Source organism: Bradyrhizobium sp. CCBAU 51745 (genome assembly GCF_028128715.1).
Taxonomy (GTDB): Bacteria; Pseudomonadota; Alphaproteobacteria; order Rhizobiales; family Xanthobacteraceae; genus Bradyrhizobium; species Bradyrhizobium manausense.
This window is the reverse complement of record NZ_LBJP01000007.1, coordinates 289,983-308,352: the sequence shown is the minus strand read 5'-3', so window position 1 is coordinate 308,352 and position 18,370 is coordinate 289,983. Positions and strand designations below refer to the sequence as shown.

The following is an 18,370-nucleotide window of genomic DNA, read 5'->3' as shown; positions in this document are numbered from 1 at the left end:
GTCACAGGGGATAAAAAACCCGTGACCGATCCGTTCCTAGAGCATGATCCGGAAAAGTGTGAAGCGGTTTTCCGAAAAGATCATGCTCAAACAAAGAGCTAAAGCGCGATGACGATTCAACCCAATCTCATCGCGCTTTAGGCGGACCGGAATACCGGATGGAACCGCGCCTCACGCGGCTGGCGCGCGTTCCTTCTGCCCCGGCACCGCCGCGAGCAGTTCGCGCGTGTAGGCATGCTCCGGCGAGGTGAACAGCTGCACCGTCGGCTTCAGCTCGACGATGGCGCCGCGCTGCATCACCGCGATGCGGTCGCAGATTTGCGCTGCGACGCGCAGGTCGTGGGTGATGAACAGCATCGACAGGCCGAGGCGCGCCTTGAGGTCTTCGAGCAGCTTGAGCACCTGCGCCTGCACCGAGACGTCGAGCGCCGAGACGGCTTCGTCGGCGACGATGATCTCGGGCTCGAGCGCGAGCGCGCGCGCAATGCCGATGCGCTGGCGCTGGCCGCCGGAGAATTCGTGCGGATAGCGCTCGAGCGCACCGGCGTCCAGGCCCACCATTTTGAGGAGATCGCGGGCGCGGTCGAACGCGACCTTCGGATCAATGCCGGCCGCGATCGGGCCGTCGGCGATGATGTTGCCGATCTTGCGCCGCGGATTGAGCGAGGCGAATGGATCCTGAAAGATCATCTGGATGCGATGGCGTTCAGCGCGCAGCGCCTTGCCCGAGAGCTGCGTGAGATCGGTGTCTCCAATCCGCACTGTGCCGCGGTCGGCCTCGATCAGCCGCATCACGAGCCGCGCCACCGACGATTTGCCCGAGCCGGATTCGCCGACGAGGCCCAGCGTCTCGCCCTTGAGGATATTGAAATTGACTGCGCGCGCGGCATCGACGCGGCGGTCCTCGCGAAACCAGCCGCCGGAGGTGACGTAAGTCTTGTCCAGCCCGATCACCTCGACGGCCTTGGCCTGATCGTCGAGCGCTGCACGTTTCGGCGGGTGCATCGACGGCACGGCGGCGAGCAGCGCTTTGGTGTAATCGTGCTGCGGATCGTTGAACACGGTCGCAGCCGGGCCTTCCTCGACGACCCTGCCATGGCGGAGCACCACGACCTGGTCGGCGATATCTGCGACCACGCCGAAATCATGGGTGATGAACATCACCGCCATGTTGCGGTTGCGCTGGAGGTTGCGGATCAGCTTGAGGATCTGCGCCTGCGTGGTGACGTCGAGCGCAGTGGTCGGCTCGTCTGCGACCAGCACGGCCGGCTCGAGCGCGAGCGCCATCGCGATCATGGCGCGCTGGCGCTGGCCGCCGGAGAGCTGGTGTGGATAAGCCCGCACGATACGCTCGGGATCGGGCAGGCCGACCTCACGCGCCAGCGACAACGCCTTTGCGCGTCGCTCCCTGGGCGTCAGCAGGCCGTGCGCCTCGAACATCTCCGCCATCTGGTCGCCGATCCGCATCAACGGATTGAGCGCGGTCATCGGCTCCTGGAAGATCATCGCGAGGCGGCGGCCGCGCAAATCGCGCCAGCCGTCGTCGTCGAGCTTGAGCAGGTCGCGGCCTTCGAACTGGATCTCACCAGAGGTCACCGAAACGGTGTCCGGCAGCAGGCCCATCAGCGCATGCGCGCACATGGATTTGCCGGAGCCGGATTCGCCGACCACGCAGACGATCTTGCCGGGTCGCAAGTCGAGCGAGACGCCATCGACCGCGAAGGGACGCTCGGCGCCCTCAGGCAGCGCAATCTTGAGATTCTTGATCGAGACGGCGGGCGGGGCGGTCATCATCAGCGTCCCTCCCGCGATAGCCGCGGATTGAGCGCGTCATTGAGGCCTTCGCCGATCAGGTTCAACCCGAGCACCGAGATCAGGATCGCGACGCCGGGGAACACGGTGATCCACCAGGCCTGGCGGATCACGGTGCGGCCGGCGCCGACCATGTAGCCCCAGGAGATCAGATTGGGATCGCCCAAGCCAAGGAACGACAGCGAGGATTCCAACAGGATCGCGGTCGCGACCATCAGCGAGGCCAGCACGATCACGGGCGACAGCGCATTGGGCAGGATCTCGCGCAGGATGATCCAGCTGTTGCTCTGGCCCGTGACCACGGCCGCCTGGACATATTCGCGCGTGCGCAGCGACAACACCTCGCCGCGGACGAGGCGGGCCACTGGCGGCCAGCTCACCACCGCGATCGAGGCGACGATCGAATAGATCGAGGGCTGCAGGATCGCGACCAGCACGATCGCCAGTGCAAAGCTCGGAATGGTCTGGAAGAATTCGGTGAAGCGCATCAAGGCGTCGTCGACCTTGCCGCCGAAATAGCCGGCCATGGCGCCGATGGGAACGCCGACGACCAGCGCGGCCAGCGTCGAGATGAGGCCGACCAGCAGCGAGACTCGCGCACCAAAGATCATGCCGGCGAATACGTCGCGCCCCAATGCGTCGGTGCCGAGCGGCACGGTCGAAAGCGTGAAGGGCGGCAGGAACGGCCGCTGCACCATGCGCCAGGGCGAATTCGGGAACAGCAGCGGCCCGAACACGGCGATCGAGATCGCAAGCAGCAGGATGATGATCCCGATGACGCCGCTCGGGCTTCTCAGCATCGATGTCCAGAACTGCTTCATGATGCGAATTCGATGCGCGGGTCGACCAGGCGATAGACCAGGTCGGTGATGAGGTTGAAGATCAGCACCATGACCGAGCAGGTCACGAAGACGCCGAGCAGCAGATTATAGTCGCGCTGCAGGAGCGCGTCGTACATCAGCCGGCCGATGCCGGGCCAGGCGAACACGGTCTCGGTGATGACGGCGCCGCCGATCAGCGTGCCGGCATGCACGCCGGCGAGCGTCACCACGGGCAGCAGCGCATTGCGCAGCACGTGGCGGCGCTGAATGACGGAATCCGAGAGGCCCTTGGCGCGCGCGGTCTTGACGAAATCGAGCCGCTTCACCTCCAGCATCGAGGCGCGCGTCATCCGGGTGTAGGTCGCCATGAAGAACAGGCCGAGCGTCATCGCCGGCATGATCAGGTGCTTTGCGACGTCGATGACATGAGCAAGGCCGGGCAAGTTCGCGCCGACCGTCTCGTAGCCGAAACTCGGCAGCCAATCGACCGTGACCGAGAACAGCAGGATGCCCATCAGCGCCACCCAGAAGATCGGCGTGGCGTAGAAGATCAGCGCAAAGATGGTGATGCCGGTGTCGAGGAAAGTCCCGGCGAAGCGGGCGGCGAAGGTGCCGAACAGAACGCCGAGGGCCAGCGAGATGGCAAATGCGGTGAGCGTGAGCAGCAGCGTCGCCGGCAGCCTCTCCGCGATCAGCTTCGCGACAGGTGCCTGCTGACGGAAGGAGAAGCCGAGATCGAGGGTCGCGATACCCTTGACGTAGATGAAGAGCTGCTCGGGCAGCGGCTTGTCGAGGCCGAATTTTTCCCGGAGCTGCTGCACGAAGATCTGGTCGCTGGCCCCGGCCTCGCCCGCCATCACCACAGCGGGGTCACCGGGGGCCAGCCGGATCAGGAAGAAATTGAGGACCACGATCGCAAGCAGGACGATCACGCCCTTGAGGACACGCTGGGCGACAAAGGAGAGCATCTATACTCGTATGCAGTTAGTTGGAGACGGTCTCGCCGGGACGAACACCTCTCCCCAACGGGGAGAGGTCGCGCCGCAGGCGCGGGTGAGGGGGCTCAGGTTCCGCGAGCTCAGGTTCGATGAGAAAGCGTAAGCCCTCACCCGGATCGCATCTGCGATGCGATCCGACCTCTCCCTCCGGGAGAGGTGGGCACCGCCATTCACTTGTCGAGCCACGCGTCCTTGAAGCCGTCATTGACCCCGATCCCCGTGGTGATCAGGTTCTTGACCTTGCAGCGCGTGATGGTCGGGAATTGCAACTCGAGCATCCAGGCCACCGGCACGTCCTCGACCAGGATCTTCTGGGCCTTGTCGTAGATCTCCTTGCGCTTGCTATCAGGTGTTGCGACCGCGCCGTCGGCAAACAGCTTGTCGATCTCGGGATTGACGTAGCCCTCGGCGTTGTTGAAGACTTGGCCCTTGGCGATGTTGCTGGAGACGTAGTTGCGCCCCACCCCGAGCGCGGGATCGCCATACTGGTAGAGATAGGTGAAGGCGATATCGAAATCCCAGTCCATGATCTTCTGGTTGCCGCCGGCGACATCGGTGGCGATGGTCTCGATGTTGATGCCGACGTCCTGGAGGTTCTGCTTCACCGCTTCGCCCCAGCGCTGCCAGGTCTCGCCATAGGCGAGCGGCAGCAGGCGGATCTTCTCGCCCTTGTAGCCGGCTTCCTTCAGCAGCGCCTTGGCCTTGGCCGGGTCGTAGGGGTATTTCGGCACGTCGCCGGTGTAGAACTTGATGGTCGAGGCCGACGGGCCGGTCGCGACCTTGCCGAGCCCGTTCCAGATCACGTCCTTGGCGAAGTCGCGGTCGATCGCATACATGATCGCCTGCCGCACCCGCTTGTCCGCGAGCGGGCCCTGGCGATTGTTCAGCCACAGCCAGGCCAGCGGCGAGAAGAACTCCCAGCCGGCACCGGTCACGCAGGTGTCCTTCAGCTTGGACAGCCGCGGCACGTCGAAATTCTCAACCGAGCCGCCGGGCAGCACGTCGACCTTGCCGGTCTCATAGGCCACCGAGCGCGCGGCGGCGTCGGGAATGACCTGCCAGTAGATCTCGTCGAGATAGGGCTTGCCCTTCTCGTAATAGTTCGGGTTCTTGACCAGGCGAATGAACGAGCCCTTCTGCCATTCCTTGAACATGAAGGGGCCGGTGCCGACGGGCGCGTTGTTGTAAGGATTGGTCTTCCAGTCGGTGCCTTCATAGAGATGCTTCGGCACCATCGGCATCGAGCCGACCTCGAAGATGCCGAGGAACGGGCCGAACGGCTGCTTCAACGTGAAGACGACGGTGGTGTCGTCGGGCGCCTCGACCTTGTCGACCTGCACCAGATTGGCGCGGGCGCGTGCGTGGGTCTGCTTCAGCATCTCGATCGAGAACAGCACGTCGGCGGAGGTGAAGGGCTTGCCGTCGTGCCAGGTGACGCCCTTCCGGAGCTTGAACGTATAGGTCTTGGCGTCTTCGCTGACGTTCCAGCTTTCGGCGAGTTCCGGCAGCGGTTCGAGCTTGGGGCTGTAGCGCAACAGTCCCTCGAAGATGTTGCCCGACACCATCTGGACCGGACCGTTCTGAACCATCGCCAGCATCAGGCCGGGCGGCTCCGGCTGGATCACGGCATTGATCACGCCGCCCGCCTTCGGCTCCTGAGCCAGCGCCGAGGCCGTGAGGCCACAGGCCAGGAGGAGACCAAGCAACACTCGTTTCGACATGTCGTATCTTTCTCAAGCGCGACCGGCCGCAAACGCTTCGCGACATCTTCGCGCACTAAGCGACGGCCGGCCCTTCCCAAGTCCCCATCCGGGCGCGAGGCTCCCACGGTCCCGTTCCCCGCCGCAAGATGAAAGTCTCGACAGTGTCAGCACAAAAAATGTACAGCGCGTCCTGATATTCGCGTCGGGAGCCTTGCCTTGGTCACCTCAGTCCCGCGCGCCGAAATCCTTCCAGATAGTGCTGGCGATCGGCATCGTTGGCCCAGGGCAGCTGCGTCGCGATCCAGTCCAGTGAGATATTGGGCTGGGTGCGGCGGAGCTCGCCCAGCGCCACGTCCGCCAGCGCGCTGTCGCCGGTCATGCCGGCGGAGACCGCGAGCACGCGATAGGCGCCGGTAAGTTCGCCACGGTGGCGGATCGCCTCGCGCGCCAGTGCAATGGCCTCGTCATAGCGCCGCTCGGTGAAGCGCGCATAGCCGGCAATGCCGTAATAGATCGCCAACGATGGATCGCGCGGTGAGAGCCTGATCGCCTTCTGCGCCGCCTCGAACGAGTCGGAGGATCGCCCTGCATAGGACAGCGCAAGCGCGTAGTAGCCTTGCGCGAGCGAGAAGTTGGGATTGAGCGCGAGCGCCTGCTCGAACTCTGACAGCGCGTCCGCCAGCCGCCGGGTCGAGAAGCAGACGCTGCCGAGCGCGGCATGGGCCCAGGCATTCTCATGGTCGCAGCGCATCGCCGCGAGCGCGGCGTTCTCCGCGATCGGCGCCGTCGCGGCAAGCTCCGCCCAGCCGAGATGCACGCCGAACATGTGGCTTGCCGCCAGCACCGCCAGCGCCTGGCCGTAATCAGGATCGATAGCGAGCGCGCGCTCGAGCAGCTTCTGTGCCGCGGCGTGGTCCTGCGGCGTGATCCGCCAGTAGTGCGAGAGCGCCTGCATCAGCAGGTCCCAGGCATCCAGGCTCGCTGGCGGCTTGCGCTGCGTGCGAAAATTCTCCGCGGCGTGGATCTGCGGCTCGATCGCCGCGACGATCCGCTCGGTGATCTCGTCCTGCACGGCGAACACGTCGACCAGCTCGCGGTCGTAGCGCTCGGCCCAGAGATGACCGCCGCTGCTGGCGTCGTTGAGCTGCGCGGTGATACGCACGCGGTTGTCCACTTTGCGCACGCTGCCCTCGACGATGTAACGGACGCCGAGCTCCTCGGCGATCTGCTTGATGTGGACCGCACGCCCCTTGTAGGTGAAAGACGAGTTGCGGGCGATCACGATGAACCAGCGCTGCTTCGACAGCGCGGTGAGGATGTCCTCGCTGATGCCGTCGCCGAAATAATCCTGGGCGGGATCGCCGCTCATGTTCTCGAAGGCGAGGACGGCGATGCCCGGACGGTCGGTCGCGACGCGGGGGGAAACTGGCCCTGCCTCGGCTGGTACGGGCCTGGTTACCACTTCTTCCCGGACATCGCCGACGAAACGAAAGCCCTTCCGCGGAATCGTCTTGATCAGCCGCTGCGTCGCGCCGTCGTCGCCGAGCGCCCTGCGTGCGGCGTTGATCCGGCTGTTCAGCGCCGAATCCGAGACGATGCGGTCGCTCCAGATCTGGCTGATTAGGTCATCCTTGCTGACGACGCGGGCGCGCTCCGCAACGAGGTAAAGCAAGAGGTCAAACACCTGCGGCTGCAACGGCACGGTCGTCCCGGCGCAGGTCAGTTCGCGCAGGTCGCCGTCGAGCACGTTGTTTTCAAAGAAAAATCGCACGTTTTTGGTCGTCTCAAGCAAAAATCAAAGTCGTCTCAGGCGAAAATCAACCCTCCGCGAAAGTCTTCCGCAGTCCGGTCCGGCATGGTGCAGAGACCAAACCGTGCCGATGCCTCGGCACAACGGAGCTTTCTATGACCCAACTCGATCATCAGGTTCATTCCATCGGCCCGGAGATTGCGGGCTCACGCATTTTCAAGTTCACGGCCTTTCTTTACGGAATTGCGGCGTATCTCGTGTTTTTCGTCACCATTCTCTATGCCATCGGCTTTGTGATGGGGCTGGTGGTGCCGAAGACCATCGACACCGGTACCGATACGCCGACCGCCGAAGCAGTGATCATCAATCTCGTGCTGATGATGCTGTTCGCCGTTCAACACAGCGTGATGGCGCGCCCGCGCTTCAAGGCGTGGTGGACGCAATTCGTCCCCAAGCCGGTCGAGCGCTCGACCTATGTGCTGCTCGCGAGCCTGTCATTGCTCCTGCTGTTCTGGCTGTGGCGTCCGTTGCCGTCGGTCGTATGGGACGTCGCAAGCCCCGATCTTGCCGTGACGCTGGTCACGCTGTCCTTCGCGGGCTGGGCGCTGGTGTTCGCCTCGACCTTCGTCATCAATCATTTCGAATTGTTCGGACTGCATCAGGTGACCAATCATCTCGTCGGCAAGGAGGTGGAGCCGCCGCGATTCAAGACGCCGCTGTTCTACAAATTCGTCCGTCATCCGATCTATCTCGGCTTCATCATCGCCTTCTGGGCGGCACCGACCATGACTGCTGGCCATCTGCTGTTCGCAGCCGTGACCACGGCCTACATCTTCGTCGGCATCGCGCTGGAGGAGCACGATCTCGTCGACCTCTTCGGCGACGAATACCGGCAGTACAAACAACGGGTGTCGATGCTTATTCCCTGGCACCGGTCGGTTTAGCCGTGCGTCCTCTGCCACGTGTCCGCCGAACGGAGGATGCGTGGCAGCGGTTCATTTGTAAGCCAAGAATTTCTATCCCAATCCATCTCAGGAGAACCAAGATGAAACATGTCGGACACTGCTTCTGCGGCGCGGTCACCATCGAGGTCACGGGCGAGCCGGCCGCGATGGGCTATTGCCATTGCCGCTCCTGCCGCGCCTGGTCGGGCGGGCCGGTGAACGCCTTCAGCCTGTGGAAGCCCGAAGCCGTGCGCATCACCGAAGGCGCACAGAATGTCGAGACCTTCGCCAAGACCCCGCTCAGCCAGCGCAAATATTGCAGGAAGTGCGGCGGGCATCTGATGACCAATCACCCGCCGCTCGATTTGATCGACGTGTTCACGGCAACTGTCCCGACGCTCGCCTTTGCTCCCGGCGTCCACGTCAACTATTCCGAGACGGTGCTGCCGATGCGCGACGGCCTGCCCAAGCTGAAGGATTTTCCCGCTGAGTTCGGCGGCAGCGGCGAGATGATGCAGGAGTAGGGGGCTCCCGCCTCACGCTAGATCTCCCCCGCAAGCGGGGAGAGACCTTCGCTACCTCATCCCCGCGCGCCGAAAACCTTCCAGATAATGCGCGCGGTCCTCTTCGCGCAGCATCGGCAGCTCCCGCGTGATCCAGGCGAGCGAGATGCCGGGCTGGGCGCGGTGCAATCCTTCCAGCGCAGCGGCGGCCAGGAGGGGATCGCCTGACATGCCGGCGGCGGCCGTCAGCACGCGGTGCGCGCCGACGAAATCGGGCCGCTGTCGCATTGATTCCCGCGCCATCTGCATGGCGCCCTCGTAGTTGCGGCCGATGAACTGGGCATAGGCGGCGACACCGCAATAGGTCGCCGCGAGCGGATCGCGCGGGCTCAGCCGCAGCGCGCGGCGCGCGGCCGCATCGCCGTCCTGCCATCGTCCCGCGTAGCACAGCGTCACGCCGTAGAAGGCGTGCGCCATCGCGCAGTTCGGATTGAGCCGCAAGGCAAGCTCGAACTCGGCCAGCGCGTCGTCGAAGCGGCGGCGGAACAGATAAGTATAGGCGAGGCCGAGATGGGCAAAGGCGTCCTCGCGATCGGCCTCTACCGCGGCAAGCGCCGCGCGTTCGGCGACCGGCACGGTCGCGGCCATATCGGCCCAACCCATATGCGCACCAAAAATGTGGCTGGTCGCGAGCAGGCCCAGCGCCTTGCCATAGGCCGGGTCGATCGCGATCGCCTGCTCGAGCAGCCTCTGCGCCGATGCATTGTCCTCGCGCGTGACGCGCCAGTAATGCGACAGCGCGCGCATCACGAAGTCCCAGGCATCGAGGCTGCCCGGCGGCTTCTGCTGCGCGCGAAAATTTTCCGCGGCGTAAAGCTGCGGCTCGATCGCGGCGACGATGGCGTCAGTGATCTCGTCCTGCACGGCAAAGATGTCGGCAAGCTCGCGGTCGTAGCGCTCGGCCCAGAGATGACCGCCGGTCGACACATCGTTGAGCTGGGCGGAGATGCGGACGCGGCCACCGCTTCGCCGCACGCTGCCCTCGACCACGTAACGCACGCCGAGCTCGCGCGCGATCTCGTCGAGATGCACGGACCGGCCCTTGTAGACGAAGGACGAGTTGCGGGCGACGACGAAGAACCAGCGTAGTTTCGACAGCGCGGTGATGATGTCTTCGCTGATGCCGTCGGAGAAATAGTCCTGCTCGCGGTCGTCGCTCATATTGGTGAAGGGCAGCACGGCGATCGCGGGGCGATCGGGCAGCGCAGGAGCCGCGTGCGACGGCGTGACGCTGCCGCGCGATTCCACCGTCGCGCCTCTGGACTTGGTCTCGACGCTGCCGACGAAGCGAAAGCCCTTTCGCGCAATGGTGCGGATCAGCGCCTGGTTCGCCCCGGTGTCGCCGATCGCCTTGCGCGCGGCATTGATCCGGCTCGTCAAGGTCGATTCGGAGACGCTGCGGCCGTGCCAGATCTTGTCGATCAGCTCGTCCTTGCTGACGACCCGGTCGCGGTTCTCCATGAGGTGGACCACGAGATCGAAAACCTGCGGTTCCACGGCAACGGGGACCTGCTCGCGGCTCAGTTCGCGCAAGTCGGTGTCGAGAAGATGGTCCCGGAACAGAAACTGCACGTCGAAAACTCGGACCTCACGGCGACTTCAGGGCAATGATGAATCAAAATGGATTTCGACTTGAAGCCTGTGAGTCGGCCGGGAGGTCGATCAGGTTCACCGCGACACCGGATGGCTGCTATGCCATTTGCGCGGAGGAATACAGCTTGAACGAGAGGTGATCGAGGCGGCGGCGCACAATCTCGAGATGGTCGTCCCGGCTTCGCCGACCCGGCTCTGGTGCATGTCAAACCGTGAATGTCCATTGCCGGGCAGCGCCGGCCGCGTAAGCTACCTCCCACTCACAACGACAGCTGCAAAGAAACGCCCATGCCCGCTTTTCCCGCCTCGACCACCGTGCTCGATTCCATGCTGTTCCGCGATGCCTTCGGCACGCCTGCGATGCGTGAGGTATTTTCCGACGTCGCGCTCGTCGCGCGTTACGCCGAGGTCGAGGTGGCGCTGGCCAAGGCGGAGGCGCGATGCGGCGTGATCCCGCAAGCTGCCGCCGACCAGATCGCGGCGCGGACCGACGTCACGGCGCTCGACTTCGATCTGTTGCGGCAGGAGACCGACATCGTCGGCTATCCGATCCTGCCTCTGGTGCATCAGATGGTGAAGCAGTGCGGCGAGGCCGGCCGTTACGTGCATTGGGGCGCGACCACGCAGGACATCATGGACACCGCCGTGGTGCTGCAGCTGCGCGCCGGATTGGAGATCATCGAGCGCGACATCGCCGAGCTGCGAAGGATCCTCGCGGACCTCTCGCAGCGCCATCGCGACACGCCGATGGCTGGCCGCACCCATCTCCAGCAGGCGCTGCCGGTGACCTTCGGCTACAAGACCGCGATCTGGCTTGCGATGTTCGACCGCCATGCCGAACGTCTCGTTCAACTGAAGCCGCGCGTGCTGGTCGGCCAGTTCGCCGGCGCGGCCGGCACGCTGGCCTCGCTCGGCGCCAAGGGGTTCGAGGTGCAGGAGGCGCTCTGCGCCGAGCTCAAGCTCGGTGTTCCCGCCTCGACCTGGCACGTCGCCCGCGACGGTTTTGCGGAAGCGGTGAATTTCCTCGCGCTGGTCACCGGCTCGCTCGGCAAGATCGCGCTCGATATCATGATCATGGCCTCGACCGAGTTCGCCGAGGTCTACGAGCCCTTCGTCAAGGGGCGCGGCGCCTCCTCGACCATGCCGCAGAAGCGCAACCCGATCTCGTCGGAGCTGATGCTGGCAGCAAGCAAGGCCGTGCGCCAGCAGGCGGGCCTGATGCTGGATGCCATGGTACAGGATTTCGAACGCGCCACAGGTCCCTGGCACGCCGAATGGATGGCGATCCCCGAAGGCTTCGTGCTCACCGCAGGCGCCCTGCACCAGGCGAAGTTCGCGCTCGCCGGCCTCATCGTGGACGAGGCCAGGATGAACGACAACCTCGCCCTTAGTCGCGGTCTGATTGTGGCCGAAGCGGCCATGATGGGGTTGGCGCCGCAGATGGGACGGCAGGAGGCGCATGACGTGGTCTACGATGCCTGCCGGTTGGCCAATGAGAACGGTCTGACCCTTGCGGACGCGCTGTCGTCCGATCCCCGCGTCTCCGTCAGGATCGATCGTGCCACAATCGAGGCCCTCACTTCACCGAAAAATTACCTCGGCCTTGCGCCTGAAATGGTCGATCGGGTGCTGCGATCGGCAACGCGTTGAAAACCAAGATGCGTGAAACTGCGTATCTTTAAGGCCTCGCAAGGCGCTCGCACACTTGTGTCTCGTGATGCTAGACTTAGATTGAATGAGAGATTCCGACAGAGGGCCCGGCATGACCGATCAACGCAATTCCGCCACTTCCATCGATCCCGTGAAACTCGACCGGCTGGCCGAGGTGGCGGTGAAGGTGGGACTGGGCTTGCGGCCGGGACAGGATCTTCTTCTGACGGCGCCTGCGATCGCGCTGCCGCTGGTGCGGCGCATCGCCGTCCACGCCTACAAGGCCGGTGCCGGTATCGTGACGCCGATCCTCTCCGACGAAGAGATGACGCTGGCGCGCTACCGCTACGGCCAGGACAACAGCTTTGATCGCGCCGCCAACTGGCTCTACGAGGGCATGGCGAAGGCGTTCTCAGACAACACCGCGCGGCTCGCCATCGTCGGCGACAATCCGATGCTGTTGTCGGGGGAGGATCCTTCCAAGGTCGCGCGCGCCAGCAAGGCCAATTCCATGGCCTATCAGCCGGCGCTAGAAAAGATCGTCAATTTCGACACCAACTGGAATATCATCGCCTATCCGAGCCCGTCCTGGGCGAAGCAGGTCTTCCCCAATGATCCCGAAGAGGTTGCGATCGGCAAGCTCGCGGATGCGATCTTCGCGGCGTCCCGCGTCGATCGCGAGGACGCCATGGCGAATTGGGCGAGCCACAATGCGGTGCTGCGCGAGCGCACCAACTGGCTCAACGGCCAGCGTTTTCGGGCGCTGCAATATTCCGGTCCCGGCACCGACCTCACCATCGGTCTCGCCGATGGCCACGAATGGGAAGGCGGCGCCTCGCTGTCCAAGAACGGCATCAGCTGCAATGCCAACATTCCGACCGAAGAGGTCTTCACCACGCCGCATTGCCGGCGGGTCTATGGCCATGTCATGAGCTCGAAGCCGCTGTCCTACCAGGGCACGTTGATCGACAACATCGCGGTGCGCTTCGAGGATGGCAAGATCGTCGATGCCAAGGCTTCACGCGGCGCGGAGGTGCTGAACAAGGTGCTCGACACCGATGAGGGCGCGCGCCGGCTCGGCGAAGTGGCGCTGGTGCCGCATTCCTCGCCGATCTCGCAGAGCGGCCTGTTGTTCTACAACACGCTGTTCGACGAGAACGCGGCATCCCACATCGCGCTCGGCCAGTGCTATTCGAAGTGCTTCATCAACGGTGCCCAGCTGACGCCGCAGCAGATCGCCGCGCAAGGCGGCAATCAGAGCCTGATCCATATCGACTGGATGATCGGCTCGGCCGAGACCGACATCGACGGCATCCTGGCCGACGGCAGCAAGGTGCCGGTATTCCGCAAGGGCGAGTGGGCGAAGTAGCGGCTCGTCATGCCCGGGCATAGCCGTCCGAAGGACGGCGTCGCTTCCGCTTGCCTACGCCCGGGCATCCGCGTTCTTCGTACCGCTAGGCGTGGATGGCCGGGACAAGCCCGGCCATGACGGTCGTGGAAGGTTCACGCCCAAACACAAGCATCAAGCGTCTCACGCTGCCGCGTTGCGCAGCATCGGGTTGTTGTCGATGGTGAAGCGGTTGAACAATGTCGTGAACGGGCTGCCGTCGGTGGCGCGCACGATGGCGTCGGACGCCGCGACCGCCTCGTAGAGCGCGCCGACCGGATCATTCGCCTCCGGCAGACCGAGGCGCCCCCGGATTTCCTCTCTCGCCTCGTTGACGTCGTCCTCGTCCTCGAGTGTCGCCTCGAGCGCATCCGCCGCGCGCCGCATCTGCTGGAGATCGCCGCCGGCGGAGAATTTGAGGATGTCGAGCCAATAGGGGCGGGCAACGACGAGCTGGATGAACGCCTCGAAGCTCTCGGCGATGATACCCGCGCGACCGTCCGATGAGACGTAGAGCACATGTTGCGACGGCAGCAGCACGAAGGCGCCGCCTGAGGCGTCACTGCCGATCTGCCGGGGGCTTTCGATGCCGTCGATGCTGAACCAGAGCTCTTCGTCTGCTGCGAACGAGACATCAAGGCTCTCGAGCCAGGCGGCGACCTCGCCTTGGGCTGTCAGAACCTCCGGGGTCAGGGGCATCATGGGCTCCTATTCGCTCTTTCCGCGCATTTTGTCGCACCCCGCAAAAGACCGGTTCATGTGCGCGAATTTGCAGGGGAATCCGGACGTTAACAGGTTCGCCTCTGCAACTTGCGGTGGATTGTCGGTGCGCGCGTAAGGAAGAATTAAAAACCGGGGACTAGCGTTCCCATCATCTTTCGAAACAATCCGGGATTAAACCCGGTTAATCATATTGTACCTTGGGAAACGGATGTCGCAGGCATCGATTGAAATTGGTAGTTGCAATGTCGATCTCGAGCTGCGGCCGATCGAGCCGGCCTGGATCATCGAAGGCAACCCGGTGTCGCGCTCGCACATCCTCTCGACCAGCTCGGATGGCACCTCCTCGACCATCATCTGGTCCTGCACCGAAGGCCGCTTCAATTGGTACTATGATTTCGACGAGACGATCATGATCCTGGAAGGATCGATCGTGCTCGAAAGCGATGGCTTGCCGCCGAAGCGCTATGGCGTCGGCGACGTCATCTTCTTCCGCGACGGCGCGCATGCCAAATGGCATGTCGAGGGCCACGTCAAGAAGATCGCCTTCTGCCGCAAGACCAACCCGGCCGTCATCGGCTTCATGATCCGCGTCGTCAACAAGTTGAAGCGCATGTTCCTCTCGCCCGGCGAACGCCGTCCGGCGACGCTCATGGGTGCCGGCTAGTCTTCATCAAATTCAAGGACGCTTCCCAGCGACCACGACGGAAGAGGGGACGGGACCAACATCCCGGCCCCTCTTTCGCGTCATGACGGCAGTTCGAGCCGGTAAAAGTCGGTCGCGGTCCGCGAGAACAGCGCCGTCTTTTCCGCCTCGCTCATCGGTGCCGCAATGCGCTTGAAAGCGTTAAAGATCACTTGGTAGCTGCACTGGCCTTTATCGGGCGGGAAATTGCTTTCGAACATCGCGCGCGTCGGCCCGAACGCCTCAATGCAGGTCTCGACATAAGGCTTCCACGCCGCGGCAAGCTCTTCCGATGACGGCGGCCTCTCGCGCAGATGGAAGTCGTAGCCGAGCAGGCACATCGCGAGCCCGCCAAGCTTCACCACCACGTTCTCGCAACGGGCGATCTCCCGGATCGAAGCGCGCCACTCTGGAAACACCTCTTCACGCCGTCCGGCAAAGCGGCCGACGCCGGCCGGGCCGCCGCAATGGTCGAGCACGATCCTGGTGTCGGGGAAGGCGCGCGCCAGCTCGGTGAGCTCGCCGATCTGCGGATGAAACAGCCAGGCATCGAAGCTGAGGCCAAGCGGCGCAAGGCAGGCAAAGCCCCTGCGGAAGGCCGGATCCTGCAACAATCCCTTCGGCCGGTTCGCATACATGCCGGCGACGACCGGGTCCTGGTCCCAGGCGGACGAATGCCTGATACCGCGGAAGCGGCCATTGCCGGCGGCGATCTCCGCCTCCAGCACGGGCCTTGCCGCATCGCCGAGCAGCAGGTTCACATGGCTGACGATGCCGGCGCAGATCGCCGCCCTGCCGTAACCGCCGCTCGCGCTCATCGCCGCGACGCCGTTGGCGAACTCGACCTCGCCGACGGGTCGGAACGCCTCGGGCCCGTACGCGCGGTACATCGAGCGGCAATCGACATAGACGGTGGCGATGATGTTGTGGCCGGAAGAGATGTCGGCGGCCATCTCCTCGATCAGGTAGCGATGGCCGCGATTCCAGAGATGATGATGCGGATCGACGATCGGCCTGGCGGGATCGATGATCTCTTCCTGATGCTGCGCGAGCCAGTCCTCGCGCGGTTCGACGAAGAGCCCGCTGGTGTTGGCGGGCAGACCGCTTGCAGCCATCGACATTCGCTCCCTCATGTTTTTGTGACGGGAGCCTACCACCTCATTTGACTGCGCGGCAGCGCGGCTTGTGCAACCGCGCCCTCCGTGGCGAGCGCAGCAATGTTCCGCTCAGCCCTTGCGCCGCCTCGCCCTCACATCGACCACCAGCCGCCAATCGGCCTCCGCCGCGGGCTTGACCTCGCCGAGCCAGTGGAAGGAGTCCGTGGTGATCTCGGTAAAACTCCAGCGCGTCAGGTCACCGGCTTCGGTCGTGCCCTCCTGCACGATGTCTTCGCCGCGCGGGCGGCCGATCTGCTGTCGGAACACACAGCGCCCGGGATCGAACCAGGAAATCCGCCACGCGGAAATGGTGGGATCGTAGATCCGCAGCGTCGTGCCGTACCAATTGCCGGCGACCGGAAAGGCGGGGCCATCAGCGGGACGGGGAATGATCCAGACATCCTGCACGGCCCGTCCTTCCAGCACCCAGCCGAAACGGATCTCGCCGGGCGCGGTGTGCTCCGTTCCATCAGCGCCGTGGGCCGTGATCTCGGCGTCCCAATCGCCGACGAAGCGGCCATAGAGCTGAAGCGCCGCCGCGTGTTCGGGGTTGGGACCATCCGCGTGCAATAATCTGGCAAGGCCGGTCATGTCGATCTCCTGTTGGCCAGGGAGATCAGCACGACCGGCCGAGAACCGACTTGGAGAAAATTGCCGTCGATGGCTCAGGTCTTGTGCAAGGACAGATCTCCGACGCCCCGGCCAGCCTTGTCGCTCGTCCGATGACTCTCTGGGCGTTCCGCGCACCAGATGACGATCACCGAGATAATGACGAGCCCCGCGCCAAGCAGCATCATGCGAGAGAACGGCTCGCCGAGCACGAGAGTGCCGAGCAGCACGGCGATGACAGGATTGACGAACGTGTAGGTCGATACCAGCGAGGTCGAGACATTCTCCAATAGCCAGTTGTAGGCAACGAATCCGATCACGCTGCCCGAGATGATCAGCCAAAGCGCGGCCGCAAGCGACGTCGGCGAGACGTCGCCCGGTCTGAAGCCGCCGATCTCGCCCGACAGCCAGCTGATTGCGAACAACACCATGCCTCCGACCGAAAGCTGCATCCCCGACAGCAGAATGGCGGACGCCTGGCTCGACATGCGTCGGGACAGAACCGTCCCTGTTGACCACGACAGCGCCGCAAGCAGCAGCCAGACGATGGGAAGCATGCTGATGCCGGCCTGCTCGACGTGCTGCCATGCGACGAGTCCAACGCCGAAGAAGCCCGGTACTAGTGCGAGCAGAGCAAGGGGCCTTGGTCGCTGATCGTCGGGAAACAGGACGTCGATCAACAGGATCCAGAACGGGATTGTGGCGAGCACGATCGCCGCCACGCCGGAAGGAACCGACTGCTGCGCGAAGGCGAGCACGCCATGGCAGCCCACGAAAAAGAGCAGCCCGCACAGACTCGCATTGATCCACGTCCGCAACGGCACAGTCGCGACCTGCCTGCCGCTCATGGCCAGCAACACGATGCCGCCGCAGAACGAGCGAAGCGCCATCAGCAAGAACGGCGGGATCGATTTCAATCCCAACGTGATGGCGAAATAGGTGGAACCCCAAAGCAAATAGATGGCGCCAAACGCGCCGATGACCAGGAACCTTCTGCTCATGATTGCTCCGATCGAGGATGATCTCGACGCAACCAAGTCGGAGCGGGGTCATGCGTTCCGGTGTCGGCCTCAGACCCCGTCGAGGATGATCACCGTCGGCGTCGTCGGCAGCGTATCCCGTGAGATCCGCAAGGAGCGCTCGGGGCGGCGGTCGATCTCGAATTGCCGGCCGATGCGTTGCATGAACTCGTCGAGCGGGGTGGCGAAGCGGTGCATCGGCAACACCACCGAGGCACGCAGCCGCTTGGTGATCTCCGAAACACCATCGAGCGACATGGTGTAGGTGCCGTCGATCGGCACCATTACGATGTCGAGCCGGCCGATCTGGGCAAAATGGCTGTCGTCGAGCTTGTGGTGGAGATGGCCGAGGTGCCCGATGCACAGGCCCGCGACCTCGAAGATGAAGATCGAATTGCCGTCGCGGATCATGTCGATGCCGGAATCGTCGCCGAAATAGCGGCGGATGTCGGTCGTGACGTTGCGGATGAAGCTATCGCCGATGCGCTCCGAAATGACCGCCGGCTTGCCGTCCTCGCCCCAGCCATGCAGCACGTGGGGAATGCGCTTGTCCGGATTGAGCGAATAGTGGGTGCTGTGCGCCCGGTTCATGGTGACGACATCGGGCAGCCGGCCCACTTGATATGCGCCGCTGTAATCGGTCGCGATGCGCACGCCGCCCGGCGTGTCGATGAAATAGGTGGAGTGACCGGCATAGGTGATCTCGACCTCAGGCGCGGCGGCGGCCTGCCTGAAAGCGACGGGTAAGGCGCGGGGCGCAGCATTCGCCATCGCCAGGCATTCGCTGCGCTGAGGCGGCTGCTGGGCCAGGGCCGGTGAGAGACACGCGCTCAACAGCGCAATCGCCGCCGAAATAAGTCGCCGCATGAAATGCATCCCCGATGACCTCGGGGGAAAGTCTAGCGTGCAACGCAGCGGGTCGCCAACAGGACGCAATCAACAGCGCGTCAGTGTCGCAC

At 64.0% G+C, this 18,370-nt stretch carries 16 protein-coding genes; 5 read left to right on the top strand and 11 right to left on the bottom strand.

Annotated features, from left to right (window positions below; translation table 11 throughout):
• Nucleotides 1-171 precede the first annotated feature (171 nt).
• The 5 genes from XH98_RS08705 to XH98_RS08685 all read right to left on the bottom strand — a co-directional run bounded on the left by XH98_RS08705 (nucleotide 172) and on the right by XH98_RS08685 (nucleotide 7,105).
• Nucleotides 172-1,791, bottom strand: coding sequence for an ABC transporter ATP-binding protein (locus tag XH98_RS08705; protein WP_271618561.1), 1,620 nt, complete (start codon nucleotides 1,789-1,791; stop codon nucleotides 172-174).
• A gap of 2 nt (nucleotides 1,792-1,793) precedes the next feature.
• Nucleotides 1,794-2,633, bottom strand: a complete 840-nt coding sequence (locus XH98_RS08700; RefSeq protein ID WP_271618376.1) for an ABC transporter permease — start codon at nucleotides 2,631-2,633, stop codon at nucleotides 1,794-1,796.
• Nucleotides 2,630-3,601, bottom strand: a complete 972-nt coding sequence (locus XH98_RS08695; protein ID WP_271618375.1) for an ABC transporter permease — start codon at nucleotides 3,599-3,601, stop codon at nucleotides 2,630-2,632. The genes XH98_RS08700 and XH98_RS08695 overlap by 4 nt, the downstream gene beginning before the upstream one ends.
• A gap of 200 nt (nucleotides 3,602-3,801) precedes the next feature.
• Entirely contained in the window at nucleotides 3,802-5,352 is a 1,551-nt protein-coding gene (locus tag XH98_RS08690; protein WP_271618374.1) for an ABC transporter substrate-binding protein, read from the bottom strand.
• A 202-nt stretch (nucleotides 5,353-5,554) separates the two neighbouring features.
• Nucleotides 5,555-7,105, bottom strand: a complete 1,551-nt coding sequence (locus XH98_RS08685; protein ID WP_271618373.1) for a winged helix-turn-helix domain-containing tetratricopeptide repeat protein — start codon at nucleotides 7,103-7,105, stop codon at nucleotides 5,555-5,557.
• A gap of 134 nt (nucleotides 7,106-7,239) precedes the next feature.
• Between XH98_RS08685 and mddA the strand changes: the two genes are divergently transcribed.
• Both mddA and XH98_RS08675 read left to right on the top strand, forming a co-directional pair.
• Nucleotides 7,240-8,028 (top strand): methanethiol S-methyltransferase, encoded by a 789-nt coding sequence (gene mddA, locus XH98_RS08680; RefSeq protein WP_271618372.1) that lies wholly within the window; start codon nucleotides 7,240-7,242, stop codon nucleotides 8,026-8,028.
• A gap of 101 nt (nucleotides 8,029-8,129) precedes the next feature.
• Nucleotides 8,130-8,552 (top strand): GFA family protein, encoded by a 423-nt coding sequence (locus XH98_RS08675; protein ID WP_271618371.1) that lies wholly within the window; start codon nucleotides 8,130-8,132, stop codon nucleotides 8,550-8,552.
• A 51-nt stretch (nucleotides 8,553-8,603) separates the two neighbouring features.
• Here XH98_RS08675 and XH98_RS08670 read toward each other — a convergent pair whose 3' ends face one another.
• Nucleotides 8,604-10,163 (bottom strand): winged helix-turn-helix domain-containing tetratricopeptide repeat protein, encoded by a 1,560-nt coding sequence (locus XH98_RS08670; protein WP_271618370.1) that lies wholly within the window; start codon nucleotides 10,161-10,163, stop codon nucleotides 8,604-8,606.
• A gap of 309 nt (nucleotides 10,164-10,472) precedes the next feature.
• Between XH98_RS08670 and pcaB the strand changes: the two genes are divergently transcribed.
• Both pcaB and XH98_RS08660 read left to right on the top strand, forming a co-directional pair.
• Entirely contained in the window at nucleotides 10,473-11,834 is a 1,362-nt protein-coding gene (gene pcaB, locus XH98_RS08665; RefSeq protein WP_271618369.1) for a 3-carboxy-cis,cis-muconate cycloisomerase, read from the top strand.
• Nucleotides 11,835-11,946: 112 nt separating this feature from the next.
• Nucleotides 11,947-13,203, top strand: a complete 1,257-nt coding sequence (locus XH98_RS08660; protein ID WP_271618368.1) for an aminopeptidase — start codon at nucleotides 11,947-11,949, stop codon at nucleotides 13,201-13,203.
• A gap of 162 nt (nucleotides 13,204-13,365) precedes the next feature.
• Here XH98_RS08660 and XH98_RS08655 read toward each other — a convergent pair whose 3' ends face one another.
• Entirely contained in the window at nucleotides 13,366-13,920 is a 555-nt protein-coding gene (locus tag XH98_RS08655; RefSeq protein WP_271618367.1) for a hypothetical protein, read from the bottom strand.
• Nucleotides 13,921-14,152: 232 nt separating this feature from the next.
• Here XH98_RS08655 and XH98_RS08650 point away from each other — a divergent pair, with 232 nt between their 5' ends.
• The gene (locus XH98_RS08650) at nucleotides 14,153-14,608 is read left to right on the top strand and encodes a cupin domain-containing protein (RefSeq protein WP_271618366.1); all 456 of its coding nucleotides are present in this window, start codon (nucleotides 14,153-14,155) and stop codon (nucleotides 14,606-14,608) included.
• Between the two features lie 80 nt (nucleotides 14,609-14,688).
• Here XH98_RS08650 and XH98_RS08645 read toward each other — a convergent pair whose 3' ends face one another.
• From XH98_RS08645 to XH98_RS08630, 4 genes are all read right to left on the bottom strand, one after another.
• Nucleotides 14,689-15,741: an amidohydrolase family protein gene (locus XH98_RS08645; RefSeq protein ID WP_271599119.1), complete on the bottom strand. Its 1,053-nt coding sequence runs from the start codon at nucleotides 15,739-15,741 to the stop codon at nucleotides 14,689-14,691.
• A 111-nt stretch (nucleotides 15,742-15,852) separates the two neighbouring features.
• A complete protein-coding gene (locus XH98_RS08640) occupies nucleotides 15,853-16,374 on the bottom strand; it encodes a hypothetical protein (protein ID WP_271618365.1) in 522 nt (173 codons plus the stop codon).
• A gap of 74 nt (nucleotides 16,375-16,448) precedes the next feature.
• A complete protein-coding gene (locus tag XH98_RS08635; RefSeq protein WP_271618364.1) occupies nucleotides 16,449-17,393 on the bottom strand; it encodes an EamA family transporter in 945 nt (314 codons plus the stop codon).
• Nucleotides 17,394-17,462: 69 nt separating this feature from the next.
• Nucleotides 17,463-18,278: an MBL fold metallo-hydrolase gene (locus tag XH98_RS08630; protein ID WP_271618363.1), complete on the bottom strand. Its 816-nt coding sequence runs from the start codon at nucleotides 18,276-18,278 to the stop codon at nucleotides 17,463-17,465.
• Between the last annotated feature and the right edge of the window lie 92 nt (nucleotides 18,279-18,370).